Raw genomic sequence first — 19585 nt, 5'->3', positions numbered from 1 at the left:
AGCCTGAAGAGTGCCAATTCGCCGCCGGTAAATTTAGCTCCGGCGGACAAATCCGCGCGGTTTTTGTTACAACGCGTTCGCTTCTCTATATACTGCCCGCTTTTGAGCCCTGAGATTGCCCCATGTTGAATAATGATGTACTGCTAAGCGTTCGCTACATGCTGAACCTGAATAACGATGGAATCGTTAAGATCCTTGCCCTGACCGGTACTGACGTCCCTGCGGAACAGATCGTTCCGTGGTTAAAGAAAGAAGACGAAGAGGGCTTTAAAGCCTGCCCGGATCTGATCATGGCAAACTTTCTCAACGGTTTGATCTACTTCAAACGCGGCAAAGACGAAAGCAAGCCGGAGCCGAAGCTTGAGCGTCGGATGACCAACAACATTATTCTGAAAAAGCTGCGAATCGCCTTTGAACTGAAGTCTGACGACGTGCTGGAAATCCTGACCGCGCAGCAGTTCCGCATTTCTATGCCGGAAATTACCGCCATGATGCGTAACCCGGATCATAAAAACTACCGCGAGTGCGGCGATCAGTTCCTGCGCTACTTCCTGCGCGGCCTGACCCAGCGCCTGAAGCCAGCGAAAGCGGAATAAGACGTTGTGCGGGTGAGAGTCTCTCACCCGCCTCATCAATGTTGTTGTTCTGTCTACCCGATAAAAATCAGTACAGCGTGGCCTCCCGCATCATCTCGATAAGCCGGCGCAGGCCGGGATGGAGCTGCCTGCGGCTGGGGTAATACATCACCATCGGTTCATCTTCACAAACCCATTCCGGCATAGCCTGCACCAGTTGCCCGCTTTCCAGCAGCGGCCGCACTCGCACGTCCAGGCAATAAGCCAGCCCAAAGCCGTTCAAGGCCGTATCAATGATCATTTCGCTTTCATTGAGGATTAACGAGCCGGGCACATCCAGCGCCAGCGCCTCTTGGCCCCGATTAAGCTCCCATTTATACAGCGTACCGTTGCCGAGCCGCATCCGGATGCACTGGTGCTGAAAGAGATCGTCCGGGTGGTTCAGCGGGAGGTGAGAGGTATTTCTTAAATACTGCGGTGAGGCCACCACAATCCACTTAAGCTTGCGCGTTACCGGCATCGCAATCATGTCTTTGGGGACGCTCTCCCCGTAGCGAATCCCGGCGTCGTAGCCGCTGCCGATAATATCAACCAGCGTGTTGTCGACGGTAATCTCCATCTGTAGCCGGGGATACATCGCCATAAATTTTGCCAGTACCGGCGCAAACAGCAGCTGGGCGGCGTCTCGTGGAATATTAATCCGCAGCCGCCCGACCGGGGATTCGCGGTAATGATCCAGCTCATCAAGCGCCATACGGATATGGGAAAACCCGGTTTCCAGATGCCCAAGCAGCGCTTCGCCGGCGTCGGTAGGCACAACGGAGCGGCTGGTGCGGTTGAGCAGGCGCACCCCAAGCCGCTCCTCCAGCCCGCGCATCGTGTGGCTTAGCGCAGAGGTAGACACGCCCAGCTCAGAGGCGGCAAGACGGAAGCTTTTCCGGCGGCAGATGGTCAAAAACACGTTGAGATCGGCGAGTTCGCCGCGGACCGGAACCGGCATAAAAGGGGCCTCTGTCATCAAGGGTTCGTTGAAATTAATTCAACTTAACATGAGTTACAATTGGTTCACAGAACAGACAGGGGTAAATCATGGCAATCGAAACGATTCATATCGCGGGCATCTCTGAGCCCGTCAGCCGTATCGGCCTGGGCACATGGGCCATTGGCGGCAGCATGTGGGGTGGCAGCAACGACGGGCAGTCGATAGCGACGCTGCATGAGGCACTGGAGCGAGGCATCAACCTGATTGATACCGCGCCAGTCTACGGCTTTGGGCACTCCGAAGAGGTTGTGGGCAAAGCGCTGGTGGGCCGCCGGGACAAGGCTATTATTGCCACCAAAGTGGCGCTGGACTGGGACGATGCCGGGCGGGTCACGCGTAATTCCACGCCGCAGCGCATTCGTCAGGAAATTGAAGACTCGCTTCGCCGCCTGCAAACGGACTATATCGACCTGTACCAGGTGCACTGGCCGGACGATTTAGTGGCGATAGACGAAACTGCGCGCGTGCTGGAAACGCTGCATCAGCAGGGAAAATTCCGCGCCCTCGGTGTCAGCAACTATTCCCCAGCGCAGATGGACAGATTCCGCAGCGCCGCGCCGCTGGCAACCATGCAGCCACCGCTCAATCTGTTTGAACGCGGTGCGACCGAAACCGATCTGCTGCCCTATGCGAAATACCATCAGATGGTGGTGCTGGCCTACGGCGCGATTTGCCGTGGCCTGCTGTCTGGCCGCATGACGCCGGAAACCGTGTTTGGCGAAGGTGACCTGCGCAGCTTTGATCCGAAATTCCAGCCGCCGCGCTTTGCGCAATATCTGGCCGCAGTCGAAGCATTAAAAGCGTTTGCTGCAGAGCGCTACGGCAAGAGCGTGATGGCCCTGGCGCTGCGCTGGGTGCTGGATGCCGGTCCCACCATCGCACTGTGGGGCGCTCGTCGTCCTGAACAGCTCGACGGGGTGGAAGACGTGTCCGGCTGGACGTTGACCGCCGAAGATAAATGCGATATTGATCACATTTTAGCCAGGTATATTAGCACCCCGTTGGGGGCCGAATTCATGGCACCTCCACACCGTAAAACATCGCTGTAATAGTCTCTCGCGCTCCGGTGAACCGTGCCGGGCGCATTTTGTTGTTCACCTGCACAAGTCAAAAAACTATGTCATCACTTAATGAACAAGCCCTGGAACAGGGGGCTAAGACGGTTTCCCTGTCGCGAGCGGGGCTGCTGAAAGCGCTGTTTGCGCTCGGCATGGGCGGCTTCGCCATCGGCACCGGCGAATTCGTCATCATGGGATTGCTGCCCGATGCCGCAAACGGGCTGCACGTTTCTATTCCCTCTGCGGGCCACCTGATCAGCATTTATGCGCTGGGCGTGGTGGTCGGCGCTCCGCTGCTGGCCGTGCTGGGAGCCCGTATGGCGCGGCGTGATTTCCTGATTGCTCTCATGGCGATGTTTGCCGTTGGCAACCTGCTGAGTGCTTTTGCACCAGGCTACTACTCCATGATGCTGGCGCGCTTCCTGGCCGGTTTCCCGCACGGCACATTCTTCGGCGTTGCGGCTCTGCTGGCGGCAAGCCTTGTTGAGCGTTCGAAGCGGGCGCAGGCGGTGTCGATGGTGCTATTGGGCCTGACGATAGCCAACTTACTGGGCGTGCCCGCCGTGGCGGCCATTGGGCAGCTGTTCGGCTGGCGCAGCGCGTTTGCCATCGTCGGTGGCCTGGCGGTATTGACGCTGATTCTGGTTCGGGCCTGGGTGCCCTGGCATGCCGGAGATAAAGACGCCAGTCCGCTGCGTGAACTGACCGCGCTGACCCGCAAGCAGGTGCTGCTGACGCTGGCTATCGGCGCGATTGGCAGCGGCGGAATGTTCTCAGTCTTCAGCTATGTGAAGCCTACCATGCTGGAGCTGGCGCATCAGTCGGTAGGCATGATCCCGGTGATCCTGTCGATGTTCGGCCTCGGCATGATTGTCGGCAATATCGTCGGCGGCCGCCTGGCAGATCGCGGGCTGGAGAAAACCGTTCGCCTGCTGCTGATTTGGGCGATTCTGGTGCTCAGCGCTTACGTTTACACCTCGCACTATCCGTGGCTGGGGGCGGTCACCGTGATGCTGGTTGGCACGATGGTGTCACTTTCCTCGGTGCTGCAAATTCGCCTGATGGACGTTGCCGGTGACGCGCAAACTATGGCGGCGGCGATGAACCACTCGGCGTTTAACATCGCTAACGCGTTAGGTGCCTGGCTTGGCGGGGTGACTATTTCCGCAGGCTTTGGCTGGGAGTCCACCGGCTGGGTGGGCGCAATTCTGGCGGTCTTCGGGTTGCTGATCCACACCTGGGCGGTTATTGACGCCAAAAAACATCCCCCGTTAGCGCACTGAGGTTTTCATCGTGACAGTCAGTTTAGTTCTTGCAGAAGCGCTGATCGCCAGCGTAAAAACGGCGGTGGAGACCCACAGCTTCCCGCCGGTTTCCGTGGTAGTGCTGGACAGCGGCGGCCACCTGACGGCCTTTGCCCGCATGGACGGCACATTCCTGGCCACCATTGATATCGCTATGCGCAAAGCGCGGACGGCGGTGCTGTTCCAGGCCAACAGCGAAGATGTCGGCGCTAATTTGCACCCGAACGGCCCGGCGTATTCGCTGGAAAACAGCAACGGTGGGCTGGTCGGCATTGACGGCGGTATCCCGCTGCGCAACGCTGAAGGCGTGGTTATTGGCGCAATTGGCGTGTCGGGGGCCACGAAAGAGCAGGATGGGCTAATTGCTGCCTTTGCCTTAGAAGCGGTGTTCGGTAGCCGCGTTTAATGACAGAAAAGGAGCGAATTTCGCTCCTTTTTCTTTTACCTTATTTTGGTTGAAAATACGGCCCTTTCGCCACAGAATCCCGCACGATCATCTCCGAACTGTACAAGTTATCCCGTGAGAAATAGCCGCCGTCCAGCATCGCCGTCAGACGGTTAATCACCTCATGGATCATCTCGCTCACCGGCTCTTTCACGCTCGACAGCGGCGGGGAGAGAAAAGCCCCGGTCGGGACATTATCAAAGCCAATAATCGACACATCGCCTGGCACCGACAGGCCCGCCCGGTTGAGCCTGCTGATAGCGCCGATAGCCATGTCATCGTTGCTGGCGACCAGGGCGCTAAAATCCTGTTTCGCTGAGAGCAGCGTTTCTACCGCCGCAGACCCGCTGGCAGGCGTCCATTTTCCGGTGGCGATTAGCTCGTCCCGGACCGGCAGCCCGGCCTGTTCCAGCGCTTCGCGGTAGCCAGACAGGCGTTCTCTCGCCGTGGGGGAGTCGAGGACGCCGGTGATAAAGGCGATATCCCGATGGCCCTGGTCAATCAGGTAGCGCGTGGCCTTGAAGCTGGAGCCTTTGTGATCGCAGCAAATGCAGTGGCTCTGATGTTTGCGCAGCTTGCGGTTCATCACCATGATCGGCTGCTTATGCTGCTCAATCAGCGCATCCATCTCATCCACGCTCAAAAATCGCGGGTAAATGATCACCGCGTCGCAGTGCAAATCGAGCAGAAACTGCACGGCGGCCTGCTCTTCCTGGGCGCTGTGTTTGCCGTCGACCAGAATCAGCTGACGCCCGCTGGCTTCCAGCTTTAGGGCGGCCTGGGAAAGCAGTTCGCTAAAATAATTTCCGCTGTACAGCGTGTTGGTTACCACCAGGCCGATATAGCCTGATTTACTGGTCGCCAGATTGCGTGCCAGCAGATTGGGGCGATACCCCGTTTCCTGAATGGCCTGGTACACCTGCGTTTTAGTGGCCTCGCTCACGTAGCCCTTGCCTGACAACACGCGCGAAACGGTCGCCTTTGATACGCCTGCTTTTTTCGCCACTTCCTGCATCGTCGACATAAAGGCTTCTCGTAAGTTCGTCATTTCTGACCATTTTACACTTTTCGCGGCCAGGGCGCAGCGTGGCCTGTATTTCGAGCTGAATCACAAAAAACGATCTTCATAAAAATAGTTATTGTGATCTTATTTTAAACTACACATGATTGTGTGGAACCGGTTACCTACAAAATCATAACAAGAGAGTTTCACCTCATGGCTAACAAGTACGAGGCAGTATCCCGACAGATTGTTGAGGCTTTAGGCGGCGCGGAAAACGTGGTGGCGGTAACCCATTGCATGACGCGCCTGCGCTTTGTATTACAGGACGATGCAAGGGTGGACGGCGCCCGGCTGAAGGCCATTTCCGGCGTGTTGGGCGTGGTTAAAAACGACCAGCAATGCCAGGTCATTATCGGCAACACGGTGTCCCAGGCCTACGCTGAAGTGCTGAAACATCTCCCCGAAGGGGCAGGCGACAGGCCGCTGGCGGTGACAAAAGGCAAACTGACCCTGAAACGCATCGGGGCAGGCATCCTGGATGCGCTGATTGGCACTATGTCGCCGCTTATCCCGGCGATTATCGGCGGCTCGATGGTGAAGCTGCTGGCGATGATCCTCGCCATGACCGGGGTATTTGAAACGACCTCCTCGACGCTAATCATTCTTAACCTCATCGGCGACGGCGCTTTCTTCTTCCTGCCGGTGATGGTGGCGGCTTCTGCCGCGGTGAAATTTAAAACCAACATGTCGCTGGCGATTGCTATCGCCGGGGTGCTGGTGCATCCGGCCTTTATTGATCTGATGGCAAAGGCGGCCCAGGGGCAGGCGGTTGATTTTATGGGCATCCCCGTTACCGCCGTGAAATACACCTATACGGTGATCCCAGCGCTGGTAATGACCTGGCTGCTGTCGTACATCGAAAAAGGGGTGGATCGTATCACGCCAGCGGTGACCAAAAACTTCCTCAAGCCGATGCTGATCGTGCTGGTTTCCGCGCCGATAGCGATTTTGCTGATTGGGCCGGTGGGTATCTGGATTGGCAGCGGGATCTCTTCGCTGGTGTACACCGTACACGGCTATCTGGGCTGGCTTTCCGTCGCCATCATGGGGGCTATCTGGCCGCTGCTGGTGATGACCGGCATGCACCGCGTCTTTACGCCAACAATCATTCAAACCATCGCCGAAACGGGCAAAGAGGGCATGGTTATGCCGTCGGAAATTGGCGCTAACCTGTCCCTCGGCGGGTCATCTTTGGCCGTCGCCTGGCGGACGAAAAACCCTGAACTGCGGCAGACGGCGCTTGCAGCCGCCGCGTCGGCAATCGTGGCGGGTATTTCTGAACCTGCACTTTACGGCGTCGCGGTGCGGCTGAAGCGCCCGCTGGTTGCCTGCCTTATCAGCGGTTTTATTTGCGGTGCCGTTGCCGGTATCGGCGGGCTGGCCAGCCATTCCATGGCCTCGCCGGGGCTATTCACCAGCGTGCAGTTCTTCGATCCCGCCAACCCGATGAGCATCGTTTGGGTGGTAGCGGTGATGATTCTGGCCGTGGTGCTGTCGTTTATTACTACGCTTATTCTCGGCTTTGAAGATATTCCCGTGGAGGACGTGAAAGCCAAAGAGCAGGGCAGCAGTGCGGCGTTGGTACGACCAGATAATGCAGTAAAAACACTTTAAGCAGAGGTAAGCATGGCTGAGACAGTTTTTCCAAAAGGATTTTTGTGGGGCGGCGCAATCGCGGCTAATCAGGCTGAGGGCGCGTATCAGGCGGGCGGCAAGGGGCTAAGCACCGTCGATATGATCCCCCATGGCGACAACCGCCTCGGGGTAAAGCTCGGGGTGGAAAAGCGGTTTGCGCTGCGCGGCGATGAATTTTACCCGAGCCACGAAGCCATAGATTTTTACCATCGCTATAAAGACGACATCGCGCTGCTGGCTGAAATGGGCTTCACCGTGTTCCGAACCTCCATTGCGTGGAGCCGTATATTTCCCAAAGGGGACGAAACGACGCCGAACCCGGAAGGGATCGCGTTCTACCGCGACCTGTTTGCCGAGTGCAAGAAATACAACATCGAACCGCTGGTGACGCTGTGTCACTTTGATGTGCCGATGCATCTGGTGCAGGAATACGGCTCATGGCGTAACCGCAAAATGGTGGAGTTTTTCAGCCGCTACGCACGCACCTGCTTTGAGGCGTTCGACGGTCTGGTGAGATACTGGCTGACCTTCAATGAAATCAACATCATGCTGCATAGCCCGTTCTCCGGTGCGGGACTGGTCTTTGAGACAGGCGATAATAAAGAGCAGGTGATGTACCAGGCCGCGCACCACGAGCTGGTGGCCAGCGCGCTGGTCACTAAAATCGCCCACGAAGTTAACCCGGCAAATCAGGTTGGCTGCATGCTGGCGGGGGGGAACTTCTATCCGTACAGCTGCAAGCCGGAGGACGTTTGGGCGGCGCTGGAGAAAGACCGCGAGAATCTGTTCTTTATTGACGTGCAGGCTCGCGGCGCTTATCCCGCTTATGCGGCGCGAATGTTCCGTGAGAAAGGAATTGAGATTGTCACCGAGCCTGGCGACGACGAGATCCTGAAGAACACCGTCGATTTTGTCTCCTTTAGCTATTACGCCTCGCGCTGTGCTTCGGCAGATATGAACGAGGGGAACACCAACCCTGCGAATATCATCAAATCGCTCAAGAATCCGCACATTACTTTCAGCCAGTGGGGCTGGGGGATCGACCCTCTCGGCCTGCGTATCACTATGAACATGATGTACGACCGCTATCAGAAACCGCTGTTCCTGGTCGAAAACGGGCTGGGTGCGAAAGATGAGGTGAACGCTGACGGAGAAATCGACGATGACTACCGCATCAGCTACCTGCGGGAACACATTAAAGCGATGGGCGAGGCGATTGAAGACGGTATTCCGGTCATGGGATACACCTCATGGGGCTGCATTGACCTGGTTTCAGCGTCAACCGGTGAGATGAGTAAACGCTACGGCTTTGTGTATGTCGATCGTGATGATGCAGGGCAGGGGACGCTGGCGCGTACGCCGAAGAAGTCGTTCTACTGGTATAAGAAGGTGATTGCGAGTAACGGCGGGGATCTGGCGTAATTTTCCCCTCACTCCGGCCCTCTTCCCAAAGGGAGAGGGGGAAAAATTCCCCGGAAGATGAGGGAGAAATACCGCATTATCCCTTCATCCTCCCCTGAAGGTAGGGGAGAAACACCGTTTTATCCCCTCTCCCTTTTAGGGAGAGGGTTAGGGTGAGGGTCGTTATCAGAACGCCATCGAAGCCTGCACGAAGAAGGTGCGAGGCTCGCCTACGTATTTACCGAAGTTATTGTCGCTGGAGCGAGTGTAATACCGCTGATCGAACAGGTTTTTAATCCCTGCGCCGAGCTTCAAGTGAGACATTGACGGCCCTAAGTCATACTCGCCGCGCATATTCCACACCATGTAGCCTGCGATATTACCCAGTTGTCCGTCGGCGCTTTCGTCGGTGACATAAGTTGAGCCGGTGCCCGGAGAGCGCTGCTTGGACTGAGCAAAGCTGTCCAGATTCCATACCCAGTTGCCGGTCGCATAGCGAGTCCCTGCGGTATAAACCTGGCGGGAGTAATAAGGCAGATCTTTCCCTGCGAAATCACCGTCGTTGGTTGTCGCTTTGGTATAGGTGTAAGTGGTGTACACGCTCACGCCGTCCAGCGCGCGGTTCAGCTCGCTCAGATCGTAATTCAGCGCCAGTTCAATCCCCTGATGCTTGGTGGCACCCAGGTTGGTCCAGCCTACCGTATTGCTGATGTACTGCAGCTGATCGTTGAAGTCGATATAGAACAGCGTCGCTTCGGCTTTGATCACCGTGTCGTCGTAGCGGGTACCGAACTCATAGGTATGCGCTTTTTCAGGCGTCAGGCCTGGCGCTGGCTGGCTACCGTTCCCGCCTTTGGTCAGCTGGAAGTACTGCATGCTGCCGAAGGAGGTGCTGGCGTTGGCAAACAGTTTCCAGGAGTCCGTCAGGTGGTACATCACGCTCAGGGAAGGCAGCGGCTGGCTGTAAGTTTTCTGGCGATCGATCTTATTAAATTCATCGCTGATGTGCGTTTTGATGCTTTCATAACGCAGACCTGGCGTAATCGTCCAGTCGCTAACGTTGATGGCGTCATCAATATAGAATGCGTTGGCCGCCGTGCCGCCGTAGGTGTGCTGATAGTAGGTCGAGGCGTCCGGCATCGCGAAAGTTTTATTCGGATCGTAGGAGCCGGAGCGATAGGCCTTCTCATCGGCCGTCTCATTGAGATAGCGATAGCCCAGGGTAACTTCATGAGACATATCCCAGAAGCGGAACAGCTGCGAGTAGGTTGGCTCCACCGCCCAGGTAGTGTAATGGCGTGGGAAAGAGCCCATCTGGTACAGGCCTTTATCTCCGGACTTCTGGGCAATATCGCTGCCGCGATAGCTGTCGGTAAAGTAGGTCAGGACTTCCAGCTTTTTATCGTCTTCGGTGTGCTTATATTTGAAGGACATATCCTTGCGGCGGCCTTCAAACTGATCCCACGGACGCGTGGACTGGAACGGGTTAGCGGCGTACTGAGCGCTGCTCAGGCCACCCGGCATCCCGGCTTTGGCATCGTAATAGTGGAAGTTAGCCTGCAGCTCATCGCGATCGGTGAAGTTGTACTTGGTCTTCAGCATGAAATCGTCGATGTCGGTATTGTCGTTGCTGTCCCGGTAGCCCTGGCCGTGCAGGCCGGAGTAAAGCAGTTCTGCGCCAAAACCGTTATCGGACGTGCCGCCCACGGACGCGCTGGTCAGCGTCTTCAGGCCGCCGTGGCTGGCGCCCTGGGTCTGCGCGCTGACGGTGCCGCCAAATTCTTTAGGAATGTCGCGAGTGACAAAGTTAATCACGCCGCCGACGTTTTGCGGCCCATAGCGCACCGCGCCGCCGCCGCGAACCACGTCCACGGACTGAATGTTACCGATGCCCAGCGGTGCCATGGAAAGCTGTGGCTGGCCGTAAGGCGCCACCGCCAAAGGCACGCCGTCCATCAGGATGGTGGAGCGCGGTGACAGACGTGAAGTCAGGCCGCGCACGCCAACGTTGAGCGAAATGTCGCTGCCGCCGGTGCCGTTGCTGTCACGCACCTGGACGCCAGGAATGCCTTTCAGCGCATCTGCTACCGTCTCTGAGCCTTGTTCACGAAGCTGCTGATCGGTCACGATCGAGCGAGCGCCAGGGTGGTTAAGCAGCACGGTGCTGGTGTCCGGGTTATCCAGCCAGTTGCCGACGACGGTAATGTCGTCAGCTTTTTTATCTGCGGGAGCTTTATCTGTTTGAGTGTTATCTGCGGCGAGCGCTGGCAGCGCAAATGCTATAGCGCTTGCCAGAAGAGAGACACGAAAAAGGGGGCGCATCATCATTCCTTTACAACGTTGGTTTGCTGTTATGTGTATTTTTTAGAAATGACAATCTTAATGATAATTATTTTCAAGTAAATAGTTTTGTTAAGCAATAATTCGGAATAAGACAAAAAGTAAGCAAAAAAAACCGAGCAATGGACTTAGCGCTCGGCGAATCGGATGGCCGGGCTTTGGATTCAGCCCGGATTGTTTTTACTTTATGGGGTGACCCAGAACACGCCGCTGTAGTCCAATGCGGTGAACTGCTTATGAACCTGCTCGATATCGGCCTGCGGGTCGATGTCCTTGAACAGATCCGGGTGCAGAAATTTCGCGATGGCTTCTACCGCAATATAGTTCAGCGGAGAGTCGTAGAACTGATGATAAATTGCCATCACGCGCTTCTCCTTCACCGCCGTCAGCACGTTAATGCCGGTACGGTTCATCAGCCCTTTGAGCTTTTGTTCGGCCACGGCTTTATCGGCCATATAGCCTAACGGCACGGCTTTTGGCGAACGGTTACCGCGGTTCCAGTCGGCTCCGGTCATCAGGTAAAAGTCCGGGTTGCTGGTGATCACCTGCTCGGTATTCACCTGGCCGCTCATTTCCGGGAACAGTTTGCTGCCAATATTGTTGCCACCGGCGGTATCAATAAACTGGCCGTAGCTGCCCTTGCCGAAGGTCTGGCAACATTCGTCGCCGCGAATGCCTGCCGCGCGCTCAATAAACACGCTCGGGCGCTGCTCAGGTTTCAGCGTGGCTACGCGCTCGCGTACCAGGTTCATCCGCTGCTGGTAATGCTGAATAAACGCGTCGGCGTTTTTCTGCTCATCAAACACTTTACCCAGCAGCTCGATGCTTGGCAGGGTGTTGGTCAACGGCTGCTGGCGGAAGTCGATAATCAGCACCGGAATGCCCACTTTTTCCAGCTTACTCAGCACGCCGCTGTTCTTCAGCTTGGCCAGTACACCGATGTCAAAAATGATCAGGTCAGGCTGTAAGGTGACCGCGTTTTCAACGCTGAAATCCGTGTAGTACGGGTTTTCAAACATCGTGATTTTGCTCACCTGCGGGAATTTTCGCGCATAGGCGTCCGCCAGGTCAGGCGCTTTGGTCTTCAGCGAGTTATCCCAGGCAATGATGTTTTCCAGCGGATCCTTCGGGTGGATAATATTCAGCGCCAGCAGGGCTCGGGCATCGGCCAGCATCACACGCTTTGCCGGATGGGGCAGCGTCACTTCCCGGCCCGCTACGTCGGTAACAACAATCGGGGCGGCCTGGGCGGCGAAGCTCAGCAGGGCAACGGCGGCGAGCAGCCAGCGAGCTTTGGCGGTAAACACTGTGAACATGGATGACCTTCAGAACGGGAAATTTTAGGAAGGGAATGATAATCGATCTCATAGCGTTTGGAATGGGGCTGCGGGAATTTTTCTGGTTACGAAAGATGCCTGGGCAGGGCTGACGGGAACCTGCGGGCTGCCAGAGCCACTCAAGGGCTTTGCTATCGCGCGGCATTGTGCCGCAGAGGAGAGTCAATCATGTATACCGTTTCAAATAGTGCAGCCCAGGGGCGGCACTTGCCTGCATCGAATGTACAGGCACCGGCCACGGCGTTTCAGGATGTGCTGTCGCTGGGGCAGAAGATCGGCGCGGGAAGTCAAAAAGATGTCTTTCACTCACGGCAGGATCCTCGCAAATGCATATGTCTGTTCAGACCCGGCACCACCGGCACCATTTCGGCAGAACAGTACGCTTTGAAAGAACTTGAAACCACGAAACAGCTTAAACATCTCGGCTTCCCCGTGGTGGATGCCCATGCCCTGGTCAAACATGGCGGTAGCGTCGGCGTGGAGAAAGACTATATCCACAACGCTTTTGATTCCGAAGATATCGTGAATAATAAGAAAAGCCTGCCGGATGATAAGAAATTCAATCAAAACGTGCTGGCGGACTGTAATGCCATTATTAACAAGCTGAAAAATCATGAATTGCATATCGACGACCTGCAATTTTTAGTCGACAGCCATGGCCGCGTGTTGATTAACGATCCGCGCGAGGTAATTCGCTCCTCGCCGGATAAAAGCATCAGTAAAGTCAACGAGCTGCGAGCTCATGCTTTAAATAACCTGCTGGATATTGATAGCGACTAGCAGTGGGATTAATGGGAGGGATAACTGTGCTACGAATAATGTTGGTGACGCCGGATAACAAAGGCTTTGCCTCACTCAAAGCGCAAAGCATTGAGGAACATTACAATATGCTGCGCCGCCTTGAAGCAAACTGGCTTAGCGGAGAAAACCGTTTTGACTTCCCTGGTGAAAAACTACTGGGTGTCTTTGCTGGTGAAGAACTGGTCGGTATTGGTGGGCTGAATCGCGACCCGTTTTCAGGCGATGAGCGCGCGGGGCGTATTCGACACCTTTACCTTAGCCCTGCCTGGCGGGGGAAAGGGGTAGGGCAGCAACTGCTGAAGGCCCTGATTGCCGGCGGAGAGCACTGGTTTGATTTTTATAACACCCATGCTCCCGAACACGCCTTTCGTTTTTATGAAGCGGCTGGATTTCAGGCCGTTTCCGGTGAGGCGAGGATGACTCACCGGTTGTTTATTCGCCGCTAGTTTTGGGCGAACTGGCGGCCAGTTTTGCCGGGCAGAGGTTTTTAAGCCGCTCAATCAGCCAGCGACCGGCCGGGCCGGGCGGGGAGGCAATCGGGTAGACGCCAAACATCGGCAGCGCGAGCCCGCCCGGCGGAACATCCTCAATGCTCAGCCGCACCAGCCGCCCCTCGCGAATATCCCGTTCGACAACGTGTGACGGCATGCTGCCCCAGCCGAGGCCGTCGAGCAAAAAGGCGTGTTTGGCCAGCAGATCGCCCAGCCGCCAGGTGGAAGGCGACATCACGCCAAACTCTTTCCCTTTGGAAAGCTCCGAGCGGTCGGTCAGCACCAGCTGAACGTGTTTGGTCAGCTCCGCTTTTGGCACCATGCCTTCGAACTGCGCCAGCGGGTGATCGGGCGCGGCCACCATCACCAGCGAAACGCCGGTCAGACGTTCCCCGGTCAGCGAGGCCGGCATATCAGGCAGTGAGCCCAGAATGCCAATCCCTGCACTGCCGTTAAGCACCGGTTTGTAGCCGCCGCCCAGCGCCTCAACAAACAGGCGCAGCGGCGTGCCGGGAAACTGTTCGCGGAAGGCTTTGGCTGCCGACGTCATCGCCTCCAGCGGGAAGAAAACGTCCACCACCACCGAGAGTTCCGATTCCAGCCCGGACGACATACCGCGCGCTCTCGCCTTCATAAAATCAACACCAGAAACAATGCAGCGGGCGTCGATCAGCAGCACTTCCCCCTCAGGCGTTAGCTTTGGGTAGCGGCCGGAACGGTCGAACAGCTGCACGCCGATCTGGGCTTCCAGCCCCTTAATCAAATCGCTGATCACCGACTGGGCTCGGTACATCTTGCGGGCGGCCGCAGAGAAGCTGCCTTCATCGACGGCGGCAATAAACGTGCGAAGTTGGTCCAGCGAAATACCGTCCAGCATTGTGATTCCTGCGTGGCAGTGAAGGGATGAAGCGCAATATAGCCCTTCGGTAAGGCTTTGTCATTGGCGGTGATGTATCGGTCAGGGCGATGGATTGCATCGAAATATAACGGCTATTCGGGTGGGAAAGGCGGTGGCATAGTGGCAGCCATGTTCAGCGAATCTTAAAGATTGAGCACACCTATGTTAACGGCTTTAAAAAAACTCTTAACGCGCTTATCCCCTAAACCAGGCTCCATTTCAGAGGCTAAAACTATGTCGACTATCCTGCATATTGATACCAGTGTTCTGGGCGGTTATTCCGTCAGCCGCCAGCTGTCGGCGGAGATTGTTGCCCGCCAGAAAACGCTGCACCCCGGTGCCACCGTTATTTACCGCGACCTGGTGCAGTCCCCGGCTCAGCACCTGTCGGACAAGCACATTGCCGCTTTCCAGGGCGCAGAAGTGACCGACGCTGAGCTGGGTGCAGATCTCGCTGCCGGTGGGGCGTTTATTGACGACCTGTTCGCCGCGGATGTGATTGTCATTGGCGTGCCGATGTACAACTTCTCTATTCCATCCCAGCTTAAGGCGTGGATCGACCGCGTTTGTGTGGCTGGACGCACCTTCCAGTACGGCGCCAACGGCCCGGAAGGCCTGCTGCCAAAAGGCAAAAAAGTGTTTATCGCTTCTTCTCGCGGCGGTCAGTACACCGGTGACAGCCCGGCGGCATTCCTGGAGCATCAGGAATCCTATCTGAAAGCGGTGCTGGGATTTATTGGCCTGACCGACGTGACCATTATCCGCGCAGAAAACCTGGGCCGTGGCGACGAAGCGAAAAGTGCCGCAATTGCAGATGCGAAAAACCAGATTGCGTCGCTGGCCTGATAACGGCCGGGCACCAGTTAATTTAACGGGAAATCCGAATGGACAGATACGCTACTAATTTCGCGACCGTGGGTCGCATTGTGATTGCCGCGATTTTTATCGTCAGCGGGTTGGGGAAAATTGCTGCACCTGAGGCGACGCAGGGCTATATCGCATCGGTAGGACTGCCATTCCCGTTACTGGGGTATCTTATTGCTCTGTTGGCTGAGGTCGGGGGCGGCGTCCTGCTGCTGGTGGGTTACCGCACCCGGCTGGTTGCGGCGCTGCTGGCCGTGTTCACCGTGGCGACTGCGGTGTTTTTCCACCACAACTTTGCTGACCAGAACACCGTGCTGCACTTCCTGAAGAACCTGATGATTGCGTCGGGCCTGCTGCAAATCTCTGCGCTAGGGGCGACATCCCTGAGCTTTGATACGCGCCGCCTGCAGCGTCAACTGCGGTAATTCGTTTGAAATCGGGCCTCTTTTAAGAGGCCCGATTTTTTGCTTAAAACGCCTGCCAGATAAGCACGGCAATCCCGCCGAACAGGAACCATTTCACGATGTAGTACACCGTCTTATTCCAGCTTTTCAGCTTCTTGCCGACGATACGAATCTGATAGATGTAGCGGAATGCACGGTTGATACCACCGATACGGTCGTTTTCATCGTTAGGTGCCGACGCGGCGCTCATCAGGTTACGCCCCAGCCAGTGATTAACCGCCTGAGCCCAGCGGTAGCGCATCGGTCTTTCCACGTCGCAGAACAAAATCAGGCGATTTTCGCCGCTGGTGTTTTCCGCGTAGTGAATATAGGTTTCATCGAACAGTACGCCTTCGCCGTCCCGCCAGCTATAGCGTTTCCCGTCCACTTCAATGAAGCAGCGATCGTCATTCGGGGTCGCAAGCCCAAGGTGAAAACGCAGCGAACCGGCGTACGGGTCCCGGTGCCTCGGCAGGCGGCTGCCGTCGGGCAGGGTGGCGAACATCGCAGCTTTGATGGACGGAATGGTGCGCAGCAGTTCGGTGGTTTTCGGGCACAGTATGCTGGCCGACGGGTGAGCGTTTTCATACCATTTCAGGTAAAAGCGCTTCCAGCCCGTTTTAAAGAAGGAGTTGAAACCGGCGTCGTTAAATTTTTCTGCGGCTTTTATCTGCTCCATTTGTTGCAGATGCATACCTTCGTCGCGGATCACTTCCCAGTTTTCCCGCAGCTTTGTCAGCTCGGGAAAGGTTTCCGGTGTTAAATAGGGCGTATTCGGCACCCTGGAGAAAAGATACATAAAACCGTTAAGCGGGGCGGTAAACGTGGAATGGTCCGACAGCTGCCGCCAGAAACGAAAACGAATCTTGCCGCGGTAATGCACATAGACCACTGAAATAATAATGATGAGTAAAATAATATATTTCATATTGTTATCTGACCACTGTGTTTTTCTGCTCATTCCCTGCCGGGCCAAAGCCCCGACTGCCAAAAATGCGCCTTTGAAAAGGCGCTGAAATAGAGCTTAGCAGTGGTTTTAGCGAAGTAAATGTTGCCTGGAAAAACTTACCAGCCTACAGATAACCCCGCGCCGTAACCCACATTGTTTTCCGTATCGTCACTGACGGTGGCTTTCACAACAACAGTATTTCCGATACGTGTAGAGGCGCCCACGGCTAAAGCATTTTCGCCTTCATAGCCGCCAATACCTGCCCCTATAGCCACGGTTTGATTATTCATAACCTGCGGTATATTGCTCATTGCCATCGCGCCAGAAATACCCGCGTTGGCCTCTTTTTGATTATGGTTAACTTCATCTTTTAATGCAGAGAATGCGTTATTTAATTTGCCTATCGACTGGCTGTTGTCCTGAATCAGGCGGGTATTATTTTCTGCGTGTTCAGTATTTAAAGAAATATTGTTAGCGTTAGTGGAAACGCGCGCCTGCGTTGCCGTATCGAGTTTCGTTTCAGTGGTCACCAGGCCATTTTTGCCGTTGATACCATCTGTTCCGTTTTTACCATCCACACCGTTTTTAACGTGGGATTGAACGTATTCGACCATCGCTTTATCTTTGGCTGCCTGGCGGTCGGCATCTGTTGCCGTGCTGTCCAGGTGTCTACCCTTGTCCATTGTGGGCGGTACTATCGGGTCCACAACCGTCGTCTTTGACGGCGTAAGTGTGCTGGCGACGATAGAATGTGGGGCATCCAGATGCGGCGTGGTGGTAATCCCACTCACAAAATCACTCGTAAAGTTTGTATTATGGGCGTGGTCATAATCTCGCACAGCCTGCTGTTGCGTTGCATCCATACTTTCAAAACGTGCATTGGCGTTCTGCCAGGTAATCGTTTTATTCACCATGCTGTTATAGAAATCACTCACCATATCGGCCCGGGCAGAAGCCGAAAACACGAAAATACTCAACACCACGGCCAGTGATTGACTAACGTTAACGAATTTCATTTTTCTCTCACCATAAATAAATTGAACGTTCCAGTGCATTATTGAGTGCACTGATAACGGCGGTGAACTATCCCGGAATGTGACAATGCAATCCTTGATCTAAATCATAAGAAAATTCTTAGTTGAGAGTGTTTAAAATGGCGAAAACAGGCCGTTCACATTCATCACTTGTACAGGTGCCTGGGCGCTTACACGGCTGTTACAATCGGGGCGAAAGACTTACGTTTGAAAGTCCGATTATGAAGGGGGTTGTGGAATGAAAATAGGCAGAGGCAGTTAAATTCGGCGAGATAATTCCTTCACCAAATCGCCCTTAAGTTAAGCAGGCGCAAATACAACTCGCTACCTACAATCCACAAAGCGCTGCTTTTGCCGTTTACAAGGCTTCCCGCCAGGATTACCATTCTCTTCACGGATTAATGACCTGCATTAATCACAACATATTGCTGTAAATGACTCGGGGTGCCCTTCTTTGTGAAGGCTGAGAAATACCCGTACCACCTGATCTGGATAATGCCAGCGTAGGGTGTTAAATATCTATGTATTTCATATGGTTAATCATTCTTCTGTCTACTTGATTTTCATCACTGAGACAGAGGCTGTGTTGATTTTGATTACTAAGTGCATTCGTTATACCTTCCTCCGCCATTCGATTTACTACGTTCAATTCTGTTTGCCAGACGGCAAAATGTTTAGACGTTCCCTTGGTACGGATAGCCACAGGGAAGCTAATACATTGATGATAGCTTTAATGCCTTCCATGCTTAATGTGAAAGCGGGGGCATGTCCCCCGGAAAAGCTATCTAGCCAGATGGAAGAACTCACCCAAACCAGAATGCTCTATAGGGCTGCAAGAGTTTCACCGGATTTGTATATAAAGCCCACCATTGCAGCGCCAACAAACAGTGTGGATGTAACCGACTGGGATAGAAGCGTACTCACTTTAGGGGAGGCTTGGGGGCGGTACGTTAAGGACAAGGGGAAATCTTGGACGGCGGCAATTCATTGCGCTAATGAGCGTTACATGGAGGTGATGTTAACTGTATTGGACGCAGAGAGGGACGTAAGAAGTATCACAAGGCAAGACATCAAACATGTTATGGAAGCTGTTACTGGCCTCCCTAAACGTGTTGTTCAGCCATACCGCTCAATGACAATCGAGCAACTCCTATCCTGTGATGACATCCCTGAGGAGCATTTGTTAGGAACTGAGGCAATCCATAAGCATCTTAAAATCTATAAATCCCTGTTCAAAACATATCTCACTGAGGATAAAGGCGTTCTTTCAGTAGCTCCTACTGACGGCGTAACAGCCCCGCCATCGTCTGCTAGATATGGGGCTTACACTAATAGCGAAATGAAATCTTTGGTTAGGTATGCAATCGAAGAGGCTAAACAGGATTGGCTTAAATGGATTATCTTATTGCTTGCATACACTGGAGCCAGAAGGGGAGAGCTAGCCACTCTCACCACATCCCAAGTGTGCTTTGATGATGATAGCAATCGTCACTATCTTCTAATCAAAGAAGGGAAGACCGATAACGCAGTGAGACAGGTTCCTTTGCATCAGCATCTAATTGATTTGGGCTTCTTAGAGTTTGTTGCAGGTAAGCTTGATAAGCTGTTTCCAGAAGTGGCAGGAAGTAACATGGCTAAGATTGGTAAGGTGTTGTCCGATGTTAGGGACGCTTTACACATCCCATACAGGGATATCCAAAATCAACGGCGTATTGTCCACAGCTTCAGACATAGCGTTGTCACTGCGGCCTCTGGTTGGATGAATGACATTACTCACCTTCAACAAGTGATAGGTCATGAGAAAACTGGTACGGGGATAACAAGACGATATCTCCACACCTTCCCTCTATCGGTTGTATGCCATATCATTGATGGACTTGACTGGCGTTAAACGCTTCATAACTA

Annotated in this window: 18 protein-coding genes and 1 riboswitch; of the genes, 11 read left to right on the top strand and 7 right to left on the bottom strand. The window is 54.6% G+C overall.

Annotated elements, in window-relative coordinates; genetic code table 11:
- Positions 1-122 precede the first annotated feature (122 nt).
- On the top strand, positions 123-596 hold the full coding sequence (locus LH86_RS19275) for a DUF1456 family protein (protein ID WP_008455188.1): 474 nt from the start codon (positions 123-125) through the stop codon (positions 594-596).
- Positions 597-663: 67 nt separating this feature from the next.
- Here the strand turns inward: LH86_RS19275 and LH86_RS19270 are convergent, their stop codons facing one another.
- On the bottom strand, positions 664-1593 hold the full coding sequence (locus LH86_RS19270) for a LysR family transcriptional regulator (protein ID WP_156107046.1): 930 nt from the start codon (positions 1591-1593) through the stop codon (positions 664-666).
- 71 nt (positions 1594-1664) lie between these two features.
- Here LH86_RS19270 and LH86_RS19265 point away from each other — a divergent pair, with 71 nt between their 5' ends.
- From LH86_RS19265 to LH86_RS19255, 3 genes are all read left to right on the top strand, one after another.
- Positions 1665-2666 carry an aldo/keto reductase gene (locus tag LH86_RS19265; RefSeq protein ID WP_039304797.1) on the top strand — a complete coding sequence of 334 codons (1002 nt, stop codon included), beginning with the start codon at positions 1665-1667 and terminating at the stop codon, positions 2664-2666.
- A 68-nt stretch (positions 2667-2734) separates the two neighbouring features.
- Complete coding sequence (locus tag LH86_RS19260; RefSeq protein ID WP_039304794.1) at positions 2735-3958, top strand: MFS transporter; 1224 nt, start codon at positions 2735-2737, stop codon at positions 3956-3958.
- Between the two features lie 10 nt (positions 3959-3968).
- Positions 3969-4385 carry a GlcG/HbpS family heme-binding protein gene (locus tag LH86_RS19255; RefSeq protein ID WP_039304791.1) on the top strand — a complete coding sequence of 139 codons (417 nt, stop codon included), beginning with the start codon at positions 3969-3971 and terminating at the stop codon, positions 4383-4385.
- A 40-nt stretch (positions 4386-4425) separates the two neighbouring features.
- Here the strand turns inward: LH86_RS19255 and LH86_RS19250 are convergent, their stop codons facing one another.
- A complete protein-coding gene (locus tag LH86_RS19250) occupies positions 4426-5439 on the bottom strand; it encodes a LacI family DNA-binding transcriptional regulator (RefSeq protein ID WP_419657205.1) in 1014 nt (337 codons plus the stop codon).
- 201 nt (positions 5440-5640) lie between these two features.
- Between LH86_RS19250 and ascF the strand changes: the two genes are divergently transcribed.
- Both ascF and LH86_RS19240 read left to right on the top strand, forming a co-directional pair.
- Positions 5641-7101: a PTS cellobiose/arbutin/salicin transporter subunit IIBC gene (gene ascF, locus LH86_RS19245; protein ID WP_039304787.1), complete on the top strand. Its 1461-nt coding sequence runs from the start codon at positions 5641-5643 to the stop codon at positions 7099-7101.
- A 12-nt stretch (positions 7102-7113) separates the two neighbouring features.
- Positions 7114-8544, top strand: a complete 1431-nt coding sequence (locus LH86_RS19240; protein WP_039304784.1) for a 6-phospho-beta-glucosidase — start codon at positions 7114-7116, stop codon at positions 8542-8544.
- A 165-nt stretch (positions 8545-8709) separates the two neighbouring features.
- Here LH86_RS19240 and LH86_RS19235 read toward each other — a convergent pair whose 3' ends face one another.
- The gene (locus LH86_RS19235; protein WP_039304782.1) at positions 8710-10845 is read right to left on the bottom strand and encodes a TonB-dependent receptor family protein; all 2136 of its coding nucleotides are present in this window, start codon (positions 10843-10845) and stop codon (positions 8710-8712) included.
- A gap of 203 nt (positions 10846-11048) precedes the next feature.
- A complete protein-coding gene (locus LH86_RS19230) occupies positions 11049-12179 on the bottom strand; it encodes an ABC transporter substrate-binding protein (protein WP_039304780.1) in 1131 nt (376 codons plus the stop codon).
- Between the two features lie 189 nt (positions 12180-12368).
- Between LH86_RS19230 and hopBF1 the strand changes: the two genes are divergently transcribed.
- Together hopBF1 and LH86_RS19220 are read left to right on the top strand one after the other, a co-directional pair.
- Positions 12369-12980, top strand: coding sequence for a T3SS effector protein kinase HopBF1 (gene hopBF1 / locus LH86_RS19225; RefSeq protein WP_039304778.1), 612 nt, complete (start codon positions 12369-12371; stop codon positions 12978-12980).
- Positions 12981-12991: 11 nt separating this feature from the next.
- Positions 12992-13447: a GNAT family N-acetyltransferase gene (locus LH86_RS19220; RefSeq protein WP_419656064.1), complete on the top strand. Its 456-nt coding sequence runs from the start codon at positions 12992-12994 to the stop codon at positions 13445-13447.
- On the opposite strand, the gene LH86_RS19215 is transcribed toward LH86_RS19220, so the two are convergent.
- A complete protein-coding gene (locus LH86_RS19215) occupies positions 13434-14369 on the bottom strand; it encodes a LysR family transcriptional regulator (RefSeq protein WP_039304775.1) in 936 nt (311 codons plus the stop codon). The genes LH86_RS19220 and LH86_RS19215 overlap by 14 nt on opposite strands.
- Before the next feature lie 255 nt (positions 14370-14624).
- On the opposite strand from LH86_RS19215, the gene LH86_RS19210 reads away from it, so the two are divergent.
- A complete protein-coding gene (locus LH86_RS19210) occupies positions 14625-15236 on the top strand; it encodes an FMN-dependent NADH-azoreductase (RefSeq protein WP_197061689.1) in 612 nt (203 codons plus the stop codon).
- Between the two features lie 38 nt (positions 15237-15274).
- Positions 15275-15679 carry a DoxX family protein gene (locus LH86_RS19205; protein ID WP_039304772.1) on the top strand — a complete coding sequence of 135 codons (405 nt, stop codon included), beginning with the start codon at positions 15275-15277 and terminating at the stop codon, positions 15677-15679.
- Between the two features lie 43 nt (positions 15680-15722).
- Here LH86_RS19205 and lpxO read toward each other — a convergent pair whose 3' ends face one another.
- Positions 15723-16625, bottom strand: coding sequence for a lipid A hydroxylase LpxO (gene lpxO / locus LH86_RS19200; RefSeq protein WP_039304770.1), 903 nt, complete (start codon positions 16623-16625; stop codon positions 15723-15725).
- A 137-nt stretch (positions 16626-16762) separates the two neighbouring features.
- On the bottom strand, positions 16763-17662 hold the full coding sequence (locus tag LH86_RS22495) for a YadA C-terminal domain-containing protein (protein WP_052045619.1): 900 nt from the start codon (positions 17660-17662) through the stop codon (positions 16763-16765).
- 448 nt (positions 17663-18110) lie between these two features.
- Positions 18111-18207: riboswitch (TPP riboswitch) on the top strand.
- Positions 18208-18272: 65 nt separating this feature from the next.
- On the opposite strand from LH86_RS22495, the gene LH86_RS19190 reads away from it, so the two are divergent.
- Positions 18273-19571: a tyrosine-type recombinase/integrase gene (locus LH86_RS19190; RefSeq protein WP_039306400.1), complete on the top strand. Its 1299-nt coding sequence runs from the start codon at positions 18273-18275 to the stop codon at positions 19569-19571.
- Positions 19572-19585: the final 14 nt, after the last annotated feature.

The sequence above is a fragment of the Cedecea neteri genome, assembly GCF_000758325.1.
Classification (GTDB): domain Bacteria; phylum Pseudomonadota; class Gammaproteobacteria; order Enterobacterales; family Enterobacteriaceae; genus Cedecea; species Cedecea neteri_B.
The sequence above is the reverse complement of the archived record's forward strand: the minus strand, read 5'-3'. Positions and strand labels throughout refer to the sequence as shown.

Bases quoted from the DNA above. Each gene is read 5' to 3' on its own strand.
- LH86_RS19235 (WP_039304782.1), bottom strand. From the start codon at position 10,845: ATGCGCCCCCTTTTTCGTGTCTCTCTTCTGGCAAGCGCTATAGCATTT.
- LH86_RS19270 (WP_156107046.1), bottom strand. From the start codon at position 1,593: ATGACAGAGGCCCCTTTTATGCCGGTTCCGGTCCGCGGCGAACTCGCC.
- LH86_RS19250 (WP_419657205.1), bottom strand. From the start codon at position 5,439: ATGCAGGAAGTGGCGAAAAAAGCAGGCGTATCAAAGGCGACCGTTTCG.
- ascF (WP_039304787.1), top strand. From the start codon at position 5,641: ATGGCTAACAAGTACGAGGCAGTATCCCGACAGATTGTTGAGGCTTTA.
- LH86_RS19240 (WP_039304784.1), top strand. From the start codon at position 7,114: ATGGCTGAGACAGTTTTTCCAAAAGGATTTTTGTGGGGCGGCGCAATC.
- LH86_RS19260 (WP_039304794.1), top strand. From the start codon at position 2,735: ATGTCATCACTTAATGAACAAGCCCTGGAACAGGGGGCTAAGACGGTT.
- lpxO (WP_039304770.1), bottom strand. From the start codon at position 16,625: ATGAAATATATTATTTTACTCATCATTATTATTTCAGTGGTCTATGTG.
- LH86_RS19265 (WP_039304797.1), top strand. From the start codon at position 1,665: ATGGCAATCGAAACGATTCATATCGCGGGCATCTCTGAGCCCGTCAGC.
- LH86_RS19210 (WP_197061689.1), top strand. From the start codon at position 14,625: ATGTCGACTATCCTGCATATTGATACCAGTGTTCTGGGCGGTTATTCC.
- LH86_RS22495 (WP_052045619.1), bottom strand. From the start codon at position 17,662: ATGAAATTCGTTAACGTTAGTCAATCACTGGCCGTGGTGTTGAGTATT.
- LH86_RS19205 (WP_039304772.1), top strand. From the start codon at position 15,275: ATGGACAGATACGCTACTAATTTCGCGACCGTGGGTCGCATTGTGATT.
- LH86_RS19215 (WP_039304775.1), bottom strand. From the start codon at position 14,369: ATGCTGGACGGTATTTCGCTGGACCAACTTCGCACGTTTATTGCCGCC.
- LH86_RS19275 (WP_008455188.1), top strand. From the start codon at position 123: ATGTTGAATAATGATGTACTGCTAAGCGTTCGCTACATGCTGAACCTG.
- hopBF1 (WP_039304778.1), top strand. From the start codon at position 12,369: ATGTATACCGTTTCAAATAGTGCAGCCCAGGGGCGGCACTTGCCTGCA.
- LH86_RS19220 (WP_419656064.1), top strand. From the start codon at position 12,992: ATGGGAGGGATAACTGTGCTACGAATAATGTTGGTGACGCCGGATAAC.
- LH86_RS19230 (WP_039304780.1), bottom strand. From the start codon at position 12,179: ATGTTCACAGTGTTTACCGCCAAAGCTCGCTGGCTGCTCGCCGCCGTT.